This is a genomic window from Streptomyces sp. NBC_00358, from assembly GCF_036099295.1.
Classification (GTDB): Bacteria; Actinomycetota; Actinomycetes; order Streptomycetales; family Streptomycetaceae; genus Streptomyces.
Genome location: NZ_CP107976.1, coordinates 7,892,106 through 7,904,028 on the forward strand (window position 1 = coordinate 7,892,106; position 11,923 = coordinate 7,904,028).

At 70.7% G+C, this 11,923-nt stretch carries 13 protein-coding genes and 1 riboswitch; of the genes, 6 read left to right on the plus strand and 7 right to left on the minus strand.

The annotated features are described in order from the left end of the window. The first annotated feature begins 742 nt into the window (after positions 1 to 742). On the plus strand, positions 743 to 3,067 hold the full coding sequence (locus OHT01_RS33745; RefSeq protein WP_328556888.1) for a helix-turn-helix domain-containing protein: 2,325 nt from the start codon (positions 743 to 745) through the stop codon (positions 3,065 to 3,067). A 347-nt stretch (positions 3,068 to 3,414) separates the two neighbouring features. Then, positions 3,415 to 4,539 (plus strand): 8-amino-7-oxononanoate synthase, encoded by a 1,125-nt coding sequence (locus OHT01_RS33750; protein WP_328556889.1) that lies wholly within the window; start codon positions 3,415 to 3,417, stop codon positions 4,537 to 4,539. A 109-nt stretch (positions 4,540 to 4,648) separates the two neighbouring features. On the opposite strand, the gene OHT01_RS33755 is transcribed toward OHT01_RS33750, so the two are convergent. Together OHT01_RS33755 and OHT01_RS33760 are read right to left on the minus strand one after the other, a co-directional pair. Next, a complete protein-coding gene (locus tag OHT01_RS33755) occupies positions 4,649 to 4,873 on the minus strand; it encodes a DUF397 domain-containing protein (protein ID WP_328556890.1) in 225 nt (74 codons plus the stop codon). Between the two features lie 13 nt (positions 4,874 to 4,886). Continuing rightward, positions 4,887 to 5,744, minus strand: coding sequence for a helix-turn-helix domain-containing protein (locus OHT01_RS33760; protein ID WP_328556891.1), 858 nt, complete (start codon positions 5,742 to 5,744; stop codon positions 4,887 to 4,889). Between the two features lie 211 nt (positions 5,745 to 5,955). Between OHT01_RS33760 and OHT01_RS33765 the strand changes: the two genes are divergently transcribed. Beyond that, positions 5,956 to 6,414: an ATP-binding protein gene (locus OHT01_RS33765; RefSeq protein WP_328556892.1), complete on the plus strand. Its 459-nt coding sequence runs from the start codon at positions 5,956 to 5,958 to the stop codon at positions 6,412 to 6,414. 119 nt (positions 6,415 to 6,533) lie between these two features. On the opposite strand, the gene OHT01_RS33770 is transcribed toward OHT01_RS33765, so the two are convergent. Next, positions 6,534 to 7,472: a LysR family transcriptional regulator gene (locus OHT01_RS33770; RefSeq protein WP_328556893.1), complete on the minus strand. Its 939-nt coding sequence runs from the start codon at positions 7,470 to 7,472 to the stop codon at positions 6,534 to 6,536. Positions 7,473 to 7,581: 109 nt separating this feature from the next. Here OHT01_RS33770 and OHT01_RS33775 point away from each other — a divergent pair, with 109 nt between their 5' ends. Continuing rightward, a complete protein-coding gene (locus OHT01_RS33775) occupies positions 7,582 to 8,205 on the plus strand; it encodes a LysE family translocator (protein ID WP_328556894.1) in 624 nt (207 codons plus the stop codon). Here the strand turns inward: OHT01_RS33775 and OHT01_RS33780 are convergent. The 4 genes from OHT01_RS33780 to OHT01_RS33795 form a co-directional block, all read right to left on the minus strand. After that, positions 8,159 to 8,731, minus strand: a complete 573-nt coding sequence (locus OHT01_RS33780) for a DUF6328 family protein (RefSeq protein WP_328556895.1) — start codon at positions 8,729 to 8,731, stop codon at positions 8,159 to 8,161. The genes OHT01_RS33775 and OHT01_RS33780 overlap by 47 nt on opposite strands. Before the next feature lie 101 nt (positions 8,732 to 8,832). Continuing rightward, positions 8,833 to 9,306 carry a C40 family peptidase gene (locus OHT01_RS33785; RefSeq protein ID WP_328454958.1) on the minus strand — a complete coding sequence of 158 codons (474 nt, stop codon included), beginning with the start codon at positions 9,304 to 9,306 and terminating at the stop codon, positions 8,833 to 8,835. 3 nt (positions 9,307 to 9,309) lie between these two features. Beyond that, positions 9,310 to 9,474, minus strand: a riboswitch (cyclic di-AMP (ydaO/yuaA leader). Between the two features lie 369 nt (positions 9,475 to 9,843). Further along, the gene (locus OHT01_RS33790) at positions 9,844 to 10,149 is read right to left on the minus strand and encodes a hypothetical protein (RefSeq protein ID WP_328556896.1); all 306 of its coding nucleotides are present in this window, start codon (positions 10,147 to 10,149) and stop codon (positions 9,844 to 9,846) included. Between the two features lie 7 nt (positions 10,150 to 10,156). Continuing rightward, positions 10,157 to 10,792 carry an ATP-dependent Clp protease proteolytic subunit gene (locus tag OHT01_RS33795; protein ID WP_328556897.1) on the minus strand — a complete coding sequence of 212 codons (636 nt, stop codon included), beginning with the start codon at positions 10,790 to 10,792 and terminating at the stop codon, positions 10,157 to 10,159. A gap of 205 nt (positions 10,793 to 10,997) precedes the next feature. On the opposite strand from OHT01_RS33795, the gene OHT01_RS33800 reads away from it, so the two are divergent. Beyond that, the gene (locus tag OHT01_RS33800) at positions 10,998 to 11,276 is read left to right on the plus strand and encodes a type II toxin-antitoxin system Phd/YefM family antitoxin (protein ID WP_266756051.1); all 279 of its coding nucleotides are present in this window, start codon (positions 10,998 to 11,000) and stop codon (positions 11,274 to 11,276) included. A 339-nt stretch (positions 11,277 to 11,615) separates the two neighbouring features. Next, entirely contained in the window at positions 11,616 to 11,918 is a 303-nt protein-coding gene (locus OHT01_RS33805; protein ID WP_103550668.1) for an urease subunit gamma, read from the plus strand. Positions 11,919 to 11,923 lie beyond the last annotated feature (5 nt).

Below are 11,923 nucleotides of genomic sequence, written 5' to 3' on the forward strand. Positions count from 1 at the left end.
CCGCCGGGGCGTACGGGGGTCAGGGCGCAACAGGCATGCTGCACCCGGCACTTGAGTTGCCTGGCGCCGGTGACCAAGCCCCCGTTTCAGGGAATGGTTGCCCTCGAAATCGTAAAGAGTTGTACTTGAAATGGAATTCCGTGCGTCGCCGGAATCCTGCTTGAGTTGGTGTTCGTGGGCGAGTGGAGTGCTCGCATATCGCCAATGGGCAGGGCCTGAGGCGTCACGTCCGGGCGCCTTGCCGGTCGGCAGGGGAACGTCAAGGCGCAGCGGCCGCAGGGCGTGGCCCCGGTCTACGGGACATCCGGCGTGGCGGCGTCACCAGGTCGGATGCGTCGGCAGGAGTGGTCGCTGCAGGCGGAGCCGACCGGCGCGCACGGAGCGGGGCCATCCTGCAGAGGGTGTCGCGTGGAATTCCTGCAGTTATTCTGAATTCCTCTCGCGGCGCGGCACATCGGTCTCTTGTTCCTCAGAGTGAGAGAGTCCCGGTCGGTGAATCCCGTCCATCGGCGTAGGGCAATGTGACATTTGTTGCAGAGTTGAGACATCCTCAGTAAAAGAAGTCGACATCGTCGTCTCGCCGCGGCGCCCGAGCAGCCTTGGCCCACGCACCGCTCAAACCCAGTCGACCACTCACACTGCGCCGCATTCCAGGCAGTTCCACCGGCAGAAATCGCATCCGGCATACTTCTGCCGGGGGCTCGCGTTCGGGCCGGTCCACGCCGATCAGGGGAGATCGACCATGGGCGACGGCATACCGGCCACGGCCGATTTCGGCCGGCAACTCCGTGCGCTCCGTACACACGCGGGGCTCACTCAGGAGGAGTTGGCCCATGCGGCGGGAGTGAGCGTCCGCGCGGTGGCGGACCTGGAGCGGGGACGGGCCAAAGGTCCGCAACGCCGAACCGTACAGGCCATGGCCGAGGCGCTCGGGCTGGACGCCGACGATGCCCAGAACCTGGAGCGGGCAGCCCAACTGGGCCGGCCGCGCCCCCGGCGCAGCGCCACCCCGCCGGCCTATAACACGCTGGCCCTGCCGCGCGACATCCAGGACTTCACCGCGCGCGGCCCGGCCCTCGCCGAATTGGTCACCCTGGCCGAGAACACGGACCCCGGCCATCCGCCGGTCGTCGTGATCTCGGGCCAGCCCGGTCTCGGCAAGACATCCTTCGCCGTGCACGCCGCACACCACCTCGCGGCGCATTTCCCGGACGGACAGTTCGCCCTCGACCTGCACGGCATGAACCCGGAGCCGACCGCCCCGCGCGAAGCGCTCGGCCGCCTGCTGCGGGCGTTGGGCCTCGCCGAGCGGGCTGTCCCTCTCGCCACGGACGACCGGTCGGGACTCCTGCGTTCCGTGCTGCGCGAGCGCCGCGTGCTGATCCTGCTGGACAACGCAGTGGACGAATCACAGGTCCGCCCCCTGCTCCCCGGCGCCGGACCGTCCCTGACGATCGTCACCAGCCGGCACACCCTCGCCGGCCTGGAGGCGGTCCACCGCAGCGAACTCGCGCTGCTGAAACGGGAGGAGGCAGTCCAGCTCCTGACCCGCATCATCGGTACGAAGCGAGTTCAGGAGGAGGCCCAGAGCGCTCGCGACCTCGTGGACCTGTGCGGTCACCTGCCTCTTGCCGTCCGCATCGCCGGCCAGCGACTCGCCGGGCGGCCGCACGAACACCTGGGCAAGCTGGTCGCCCAACTCGACGTGGCCGGACGCCGATTGGACACCCTCCAGGCCGGAGGCCTGCGCGTACGGGCAGCCTTCGCGCTCTCGTACGAGCAACTGCCGCCGCCCACCAGGACACTGCTGCGCCGAGCCGCACTGGCCGCCGGAACCGACTTCAGCCCCGAGGCCGCCGCCCTGCTGGCCGAGCAGCCCATCGAGGAGGCGGCCCGGTGCGCCGAGGAACTCGCCGATGCGGGGCTCCTGTTGCCAGACCCGGGCACCGAGCGCTACCGCTTCCACGATCTCCTCAGACTGTTCGCCGCCGAACGGCTGTCCGACGAGGACGGCGCAGCGCTGAGCGAAGCCGCGCAGGACCGGACCGCCCAGTGGATGCTGCGCAGGGCCACCGCCGCCGCGCTCCGCTTCGACGCCGCCCGCCATCAGGACGCACCCGACGGCGACCCCGACCCCGCACGCGCGCCCGCCGACCGGGCTCAGGCCCGTGCCTGGCTGGAGGCCGAGCAGGCTCAGTGGTTCGAGGCCCTGCGCCGGTCCCAGGCCACCGGACGCCACCAGCAGGTCCTCGACGCGGCAGAGGCGATGCACTGGTTCTCCGACCTGACCCAGCACTGGGAGCTGTGGCCCGAGGTGTTCCAACTCGCCGTCGACGCCGCACGGGCCCTTGCCAGCCGACAGGACGAGGTTGTCCACCTCAACTACCTTGCCTGGGCGCACAACACCTGCGTCTACGACCACCACGCCGCACTGCAGGCCGCGGGCACGGCGCTGGCCGTGGCACGGGAGATCGACGACCAGCTCCAGATGGGCTGGGCGCTGGGTTACGGGGCGGCAGCGCTGTACCGGCTCGGCCGCCTCGACGAGGCCATCGTCTGGCTCCAGGACTCCGCTGCCTGTCTCAGCGGCCAGACCTCCCCGCAGAGCCGCCTGGCCGAGCTGTCGACCCTGAACATCCTGGGCAACTACCTGCGCGAGAGCGGCCGAGCCGAAGAAGCCCTGGCCATTCACCGGCGCAGCGAGGCCATCTGCCGAACCGGGATGCCGGGGCAGTCACCCGAGCTGATCTCGCTGTACCAAGCGGCAATCAGACAGCACCTCGGCAACGACCTGGCCGCACTCGGTCAACGCAGCGACGCCGAGGTGTCCCTCCGCAAGGCACTGGCCACGTTTGAGGCCGCGCAGATGCTCTCATGGAGCGAACCCGCGCGGCTCGACCTCGCCCTGGTCCTGCGGCAGCAGGCCCGCTATCAGGAGGCGCGCGAGGAACTGCTCGCCGCCCAAGACTCCCTGGGTGAACTGAACAGCCCTCGCCAGGCGGAGGCAGCCGCCGAACTGCGCGAAGTCGACCAGGCCATCGCCGGTCCGGGGACGTCCTGCTCGTGATCCGCTCTTGTCCGCACGGGAAGAGCACCGGTCGAACAGCGGATGGTCAGAACATGGACCTTACGACGGCCCGTGCAACCCACGAGCAAGGTAGGACCGCACGACCGTCATCGCCACAGCCGTCCTCGCCCTGGAGAGGCATTACTGAAAACGCTCATCGACTCGACAGACTGTGAGAGACGATCATCCCGAGAGGGCGTGATCAAGCATCTGACCTGCGTTGATTCTCTGCTTGACATTAACCGGTGTGGGTATTGCCACATCTCGGGCCGCGGGAGCGACCGCTAGGGTCTGTGCACTGCCTACAAAACACCGCCACCGCACCAGCGGCGAGCCCCGGAGGACACATGGCGTTCGGCTGGATCGACGAGCAGGCCGAGGCGCGCCGCCGGGCCGGACTCGTCCGTACGTTGCGCCCGCGTCCCGCCGACTCGCCGCTCCTCGACCTCGCGAGCAACGACTACCTCGGGCTCGCCCGCCATCCGGAGGTCACCGAGGGCGCGGCACGGGCCGCGCGTGTCTGGGGCGGCGGCGCGACCGGCTCCCGGCTCGTCACCGGCACCACCGAACTGCACACGGAACTGGAACGCGAGCTGGCCGAATTCTGCGGCTTCGAGTCCGCGCTCGTCCTGTCCTCGGGCTACGCGGCCAACCTCGCCGCCGTCACCGCGCTCGCCCCGCACGGCTCGCTGGTCGTCTCGGACGCGGGCAACCACGCCTCCCTGATCGACGGCTGCCGGCTGGCCCGGGGCGCCACCCAGGTGGTCGGGCACGCGGACCCCGACGGCGTGCGCAAGGCGCTCGGCACCCACGACGGACCCGCCGTCACCGTCTCCGACACGGTCTTCTCGGTGGACGGCGACGCGGCACCGCTCGCCGGACTCGCCCTCGCCTGCCGGGAGTACGGCGCCGGACTGATCGTCGACGACGCGCACGGACTCGGTGTCCTGGGTGACGGCGGCAGGGGTGCCCCGTACGCGGCGGGGCTCGCGGGGGACCCGGACGTCGTCGCCACGGTCACCCTCTCCAAGTCGCTGGGCAGCCAGGGCGGCGCCGTCCTCGGCCCGGCCGCGGTCATCGACCATCTGATCAACGCGGCGCGCACCTTCATCTTCGACACCGGGCTGGCGCCGGCGGCGGCGGGCGCGGCGCTCGCGGCGCTGCGGCTGCTGCGCCGCGAACCCCAGCGCGCGGCGCGGGCGCGTGAGGTGGCCACGGCGCTGCACACCCGGCTGACGGCGGAGGGTCTCTCCGCGGTACGACCTGACGCGGCCGTGGTCTCCGTGCGGGCACCGTCCCCCGAACGGGCGGTGCGATGGGCTGCCGACTGCCGCGAGGCGGGCCTCGCCGTCGGCTGTTTTCGTCCCCCGTCGGTGCCCGACGGTATTTCGCGGCTGCGGCTGACGGCCCGCGCGGATCTCACGGAGGAGCAGATCGAGCGCGCGGTGGACGTGATCAGCCGGAACCGGTGATCCTGTGGAGCGGTGAAGCGACGAGCCGTGGAGCTCTGGAGCTCTGGAGCGGTGAACTGGTGAGCCGTGGAGCACTGGAACGGTCGGTGGAGCGGTGAACCGTGCGGGGTCAGTTCAGCCCGGTGATGAACCCCTCCCAGACGCCGGGGGTGAACAGCAGGGCGGGGCCCGCGACGTTCTTGGAATCTCGCACCGCGACCATTCCGGACCAGGGTCCGGAGCGCGGGCGTGCCGTCTCGACGCAGTTGTTCATTCCGGTACTGCGGCTGCTGCGCAGCCATCGCACATGGTGCAGTGAAGTGCTGGAGGGTACGTACCGAGGCATTGCGGACATGAAGGTTGCCTCCTTACGCGCCGTCACCTATCCCGGCGATGTAGTCCAACGAGTCCTCGGGCGAAAGGGCATGGAACCGAAGGGCGTTGAAGGCCTCCGTGTAGGCCTGGAGGTCTTCTTTCCGTTCGAGATAGAGGCTACTCGTCAAGTGGTCGAGAACAACCACATCCAGATCAGTTGTGTTCGGAAATGAGAAAATAACGAAAGGGCCGGTGACTCCGATGTGGGCCCCGGCGGCGAACGGCAGTACCTGGAGCCGCACTTGGGGCAAGGCGGCCGCCTCCGTCAGTCGACGTAACTGGCGGGCCATCACATCGGGGCCGCCGACCTCCCGTCGTAACACCGCCTCGTCCAGGACCGCGGACAGTTCCAGCGGCGGGTTCGCACGCAGTACGTCCTGTCGGGCGAGCCGCACCTCGACCAGGGTGTCGAGCTTGCTCTCGTCCAGTCCGTCCACCGCGGCCCGCGTCACCGCCCGTGCGTACTCCGGCGTCTGCAGCAGCCCGGGTACGACGGAGGTCTCCAACGTGCGTATGGCGCTGGCCCCCGACTCCAGGCTGATGAAGTCGCGGTACGCCGGCGGGAGCACCCCGCGGTAGGCGTGCCACCAGTGGTGGCGGCCGTTGCCCTCGGAGCCCGCCAGTACGACGAGGAGTTCGCGCAGTTCCGGGTCCTGAACCGCGTACGCGTTCAACAGGCGTTCCACGTCGGCCGGTTTCACCCCGCTGATGCCGGTTTCGATGCGGCTCACCTTCGACTGGTGCCAGCCGAGCAGGCGTGCCGCCTCGCCGCTCGTGAGGCCCGAACCGGCGCGCAGCGCGCGCAGTTCGGCGCCCAGTTTGCGGCGGCGCACCGCGGGACCGTGCTGCATGGCTGTTCTCCTTACTCCTTCCAAGCCGCCCGAATACGCTCTGCCGACGCAGAGTTCACCGCATCGAGCGACAGATATATGCATTACTCGGTGGATCGCACCCGCGACCGTCCCGGTAATGGCAGTCTGGCGCAAGCACCAGTCCGGGACCGTACTCGAACCAACCGCTCGGTGTCGGGCTCCGGTCCCGTGGGAAAGGGACGACGTCGCCATGGCAGATCACCAGGAAGCATCCGTCACGCTGCCGAGCGAGCCGGCCTCGGTTTCCGTGGCCCGGAAATTCGTCGCCGAAGTGCTCGCCGAATGGGGCCTGCCGCGCGACTGCGAGGCCGCCGAGACCGTACGGCTGATCGTGTCCGAACTGGCCACCAACGCCGTCCAGCACACGTTCGGACAGTCGCCCACCTTCACGGTCGGGGTTCGTCTGGAGCGGGAGGAGCAGTTGCGCATCGGGGTCACCGACAGCCATCCGCGCTTCCCGAAGCGGCTGCCGGCGGCTGTCCAGCAGGACAACGGCCGCGGCATGGTGATCATCCGCTGGCTGACCGCCGAGTGCGGCGGCAGACTCACCGTCCGGCCGACCAGGGAGGGCGGCAAGACGGTCTCCATCGAGCTCCCGTGGACGGTGCCGGTCGAGCCGGTGCCGGCCGGGGGGCCTCAGGAGCCCTGAGGGTCTCAAGGACCGGTCCTCGGGGCAGGCCGCGCGGGCAGGCAGCAGGGGCGGCCGGTGCGGCCGAGCGCTTCGGGACGGCTGTCGGTCCAGGGAGCTCGAACGGCCCGGCCGGGTCCCTAGGCGTCCGGCCGGTTGCCGGGCCGGTGCTGTCCGGCCCGGCCGAAGGCGCCGCGCAACAGGGCACGGAACGCGTCTGCCGCAGGCGACGTCACATCCGTCCGGTGCGCGACCGAGATCGTGCGGCGCAGATCCCCCGGCTCCAGCAGCCGTGTCCCCACCGGCGTCGCGGCCGTCGCCGCCACCATCTCCGGTACGACCGCGACCCCCAGCCCGGCGCTCACCAGCGCGCACACCAGGGCGTACCCGGGAGTCTCGACGAGTACCGCGGGCGTCGCCCCCGCCCGGGCCAGCGCCGCCTCCACGCCCTGCCGCGGCGGGTGGTCGGGGGCCATGCTGATCAGCGGCTGCCCGGCGAGCCCGGTGAGCGGCAGCCGCGCCGAGCCCCCGGCGAGGAGGTGGCCAGGAGCGGTCACCAGCACCAGTTCCTCGACCAGGACCGGCTCGACGCCCACGGACGACGGCAACGGGACCGGCGGAGCCGGCTCGTACGTGTGCGTGAGCGCCAGATCCACCTCGCCCGCCGCGACCGCCGCGATCCCGTGCGGAGGTTCGTAGTCCGCGACCGCGAGCGCCACGTCCGGGTGGGCCCGGCGGAAGGCGGTCAGTACGGGCGGCAGCAGATGGATGCCCGCCGTCTGGAAGGTGCCGAGGCGCAGGGTGCCGCCCGACAGTCCCGTCAGCCGGGCCAGTTCGTGCCGGGCCAGCTCCATCTCGTCGAGGACCCGGCGGGCCCGCACGACCAGCAGCTCACCCGCGCCGGTGAGCCGCGTCCCGCGATGCGAGCGCACCAGCAGGGTCGCCCCCGCCTCCCGCTCCAGCTTCGCCACCTGCTGGGACAGGGCCGGCGGGGTATATCCGAGACGCTCCGCGGCCCGGGTGATCGACCCTGCCTCGGCGACCGCCACCAGCGCCGCGAGCCGTGTCGGGTCGTACATCGCATCCCTTCCGGACCGGCGTCACCCCGCCCGGTCTAAACGATCGCTTAAGACCGGCCCAGGATATTCGACATACCTGCTGAAGGCCCGGGCCGGGCAGTCTGAGGGCATGGACGCACAGCTCATCGCCTTCACGGGCGTCGCCGCGGGCATGGTCGCCATGCCGGGCGCGGATTTCACCGTCGTCGTACGCAACGCCCTCGTCTCGCGCCGGGCCGGGGTCGCGTGCGCCCTCGGCATCACGGGCGGGCTGCTGCTCCACACCGCGCTCGCCGTCGCAGGGGTCGCGGCGGTCCTCACCGCCGTCCCGGCGCTGTTCCGGACGCTCCAACTGCTCGGCGGCGCCTATGTGCTGTACCTGGGCGCGCGGACGCTGCGCTCGCTGGGCCGTCCGCGTGAGCGGGAGGCCGACGCGGAGCGGCCGGGCCCGGGGGCGCGTCCGCTCCGGCAGGGCTTCGTCACCAACGCGCTCAATCCCAAGGCGCCCATCACCTTCCTGAGCCTGCTGCCGCAGTTCGTGCCCGCGGGCAGCCCCGCGATGCCGCGGACGCTGCTGCTGGCGCTGATCGTGGTCGTGCTGGCCCTGGTGTGGTTCCCGGCCGTCGCGCTGCTGGTGGACCGGCTCGGACGGTGGCTGCGCGGACCGCGCGCCCCACGCGCCGTGGAGGCGGTCACCGGCGGCGCCCTCACCGTTCTGGGCCTTGTCCTGGTCCTGGAGCCGCTGAGGAGCTGAGACGGCGCCGCACCAGCCACGGCAGCAGTCCCCACAGGGCCACGCAGACGGCCAGGGTGCCCGCGCCCGCCGCGATGCCCGCGCCGCGCCCCAGCACCACGTCCACGACGAGCAGCACCGAACCCGTCAACGCCAGCATCAGGACGCACAGGCCGACGGTGGCCAGCCGCGAGGAGACCTGCACGATGGTCGCTTTGGCGTGCCGCTGGAACAGCGACCGGTGCAGCGCCGCGGGGGCCGTGAAAAGGGCGGCGGCCAGCACCGACAGCAGCAACGTCACCACGTAGGTCGCACGCTGCACGGTGTCCAGGGAGGGGAAGCGCTGGGTGAAGGCGAGCGTCAGCAGGAAGGCGAAGAGGATCTGCACCCCCGTCTGGGTGACGCGCAACTCCTGGAGCAGCTCGGCGAAGTTGCGGTCCGCCCGTTCGAGGGGTGTCTCGTCGCGGCCGGACGTCCGCGTCTCCTGGGGAGGGTCGCTTCGCGCGGACGTCTCGTTCCGGGGCGTGCGGGCCGGGTCGGCGGTCATGGGGAATGAGTAACCACTCCGGCCCGTCTCGCACACGCCTCACACGCCGCGTGTCCCCGGGGCGGCGGTACGCGCCGCGTACCGCCGCCCCGGGGACAGGATCAGCTGACCCTGCCGTACCAGACGCTCCTCGTCCAGATCTTCTGGAGCTTCACCACTTCCCCGGTCTTCGGGGAGTGCCAGATCTTTCCCTTCCCGGCGTAGATGCCGACGTGGTACACGTTCCGGCCCGAGTGGAAGAACACGAGGTCACCGGCCTTGCGGTGCGAGGCCGAGACATGGTGCGTCTTGTTGTACTGCGCCGCGGCCGTACGAGGCAGCTTCTTGCCCGCCTTCTTGTACGAATAGAGCGTGAGCCCGGAGCAGTCGAAGCGGTGCGGTCCCGTGGCGCCCCACTGGTAGGGGGAGCCGTGCTTCGACGCCGCGACCTGGAGTGCCCTCGTCGCAAGGGTGGCCGCCTCGGCGTCGGGTGCGACGCCGGGGACCACGAGGCTGCCGCCCACGGCGGCAAGAGTGAGCGCCGAGGCCGTACCGGCCCGGGTCCACAGCGACGGGACACGATTGAGCGCAGTCATGCGCAACCCTTCGTCAGCCGCCTGTGAAGGATGACCTGTCGGATTCGGGCTGGCGAAGTTGCCCGGCCGCAGCTGCGGCTTCACCCCAAGGACCGCCCGGAACCGTTCCGGCGACCCGTCTAGCTGGGTCCTCCACTCCTGCCGATGCACATCTGTCGACCGGTCATCCGGGCGGCGGCAGGACTCGGCGTCCGCCCGGACCGCCCCGCCGCTGTGGCGGGGGCTTGTCGTCGGAAGGGATCTTCACTCATGAGTGGCGGAAATACCGAGCGGAACCGGCGTTTTGTGGGCTTACTCACCACTCACCCGTTCGGGTGGACACCCCTCTGTTCGAGGGGGTGTTGGAGACATCGACGACGCCCGCACCTGCGGCTAAGGGCTTCATCCCGCCTTTCTGGTCGGCGTGTTGCGCAACTCGGAGGGGTCGCAGAAAGGATCGTTCAATACGCCATCGGGGGGTACACCATCCGGTCCGTTTGAGTCCCGGACCGGACACCGCGGGGCGGCGGCGTGTACCGGCTCGAAAGTGTGGGTGCGTCAACTGCCGGACTCGGGCGGCACGGTGACCCGGGCCGCGCGCCGCTCACCGTCCAGAACCCGCAGGGCCTGAGCCAGCGTCGGGGCGTGCATCTCGCTCTCGCCCCGTTGGTGCATCAGAGTGAGCGCGTCCCGCAGGGCCGCGGCCTTGACGACCAGTGCCTGAGCCGCCCTCAGGCCGCGATAGGTGTCCCCGGGGCGGGACGGGTTGATCCGGCCGAGCAGGTCGACCACGTCGAGGTAGCGGTCGATCAGCTCGGCCTCGGCGCGGGTCAGCGCGGGCAGCGGCGGGAGGTCCGGGATCATCGGCCGCTCACCTCGCGCCGCGCGTCTCGAACGAGGTCCTGCGGCTCGGGCCGATCCGGTCGATCAGCCCATAGGCCAGCGCCGCCGGAGCGTCGAAGATCTTGTCCCGTTCGATGTCCGCTGCGACCTGCCCCGGGCTCTGTCCCGTATGCCGTACGAGCAGGTCCTCAAGCGTCTCGCGGGTACGCAGCAACTCCCCGGCCTGGATGACCAGGTCGCTCGTCCGCCCCTGGAGCGGCTCGTGGGCCGACGGCTGGTGGAGCAGGACGCGCGCTCCCGGCAGCGCGAGCCGCTTGCCCGGCGTGCCGCCGGCCAGCAGGACGGCCGCCGCCGATGCCGCCTGGCCGAGGCAGATCGTCTCGACGTCGCAGGTGACGAACTGCATCGTGTCGTAGATCGCGGTCATCGCGCTGAAGGAGCCGCCCGGAGAGTTGATGTAGAGCGAGATGTCCTGCTCGGGCGCCTGGTGTTCGAGGTACATGAACTGCGCCGTCACGTCGTTCGCCGAGGTGTCGTCCACCGGCGTCCCGAGGAACACGATCCGCTCGCCGAGCAGCTTCGAGTACGGATCCAGCGTCCGGTGTCCCGTGCTGGTCCGTTCGGTGAATTCGGGCAGGACGTAGCGGGCGGACGGGCTGTCCATGGCGCGCCTCCTCAGGTCTGTAAAAAATGTACAGGACGTACGCCTCTGTGGAAGAGGGCCATGCTGACAGCGAAACGGCGGGCGTCCGCCTGCGGGAGTGGGCGGGCGCCCGTGTGCGGGAGCCGGTGGCGGGCTGCTCCGTGCCGTCCGCCTACGGGATCGCGCGCTCCGCGGAGCGCTGGAGGCCCGGTCTAAGCTGGACGTCATGGCCTACGAGATTCCGGTGACGCAAGCCAGGGCTGAGCTCGCCGAACTGATCAACCGCGTCGTGTACGGCGGTGAGCGCGTCGTCGTGACGCGGCACGGGAAGCCCCTCGTCGCCCTGGTCTCCGCCGCCGACCTGGAGCGCCTCGAAGAACTCCAGGAGCCCGCCGACGAACAGGTGATCAGCGCACTGTCGAGCGTCCGCGAGGTGGCGTCCGCGCCCCGCGAGCGGCAGCGGTTCGGCATCGCCGCGGAGCACCGGGGACCCAGCGCCTCCTAGCCGCAGGCGCGGGGACCCTGGCTCCGGCCGGTACGGCGGCCACGACTTCGGCCCCCCGGCGCCCCCGTACAACCGCGCGGTATGCCGTATACGGTCCGGCCCCCGACGGCCCCGTGGCTTTCCGGGGTGCCGGTGTGGTCCGGTCGGGCGGAACCGGCGAAGCGGGACGGCCTCGCGGGCCCGAAGGGGTCCTGCCGTCCGGCCCGGAAACGGCCACAGGCTGGTTAACGTCCTCGAAACTCCGGCCAACTAGCGTGCCCATCCACGCCACCAGGGGTTTTGGTGGCTGCGGCCACCGGGCCCCGCACGGTCCGGAGCGAGGATGTGAGGTGGGACGCCGTGCAACTGACCCCGCACGAGCAGGAGAGGCTGCTGATCCATGTGGCAGCCGATGTCGCCGAGAAGCGCCGGGCCCGCGGACTGAGACTGAACCATCCCGAGGCGGTCGCCCTGATCACGTCGCACATCCTCGAAGGCGCCCGTGACGGCCGTACCGTCGCCGAGCTGATGTCCTCCGGGCGCAAGATCCTCACCCGGGACGACGTCATGACGGGCATTCCCGAGATGATCCACGACGTCCAGGTCGAGGCGACCTTCCCGGACGGCACCAAGCTCGTCACCGTCCACGACCCGATCGTCTGACGGGG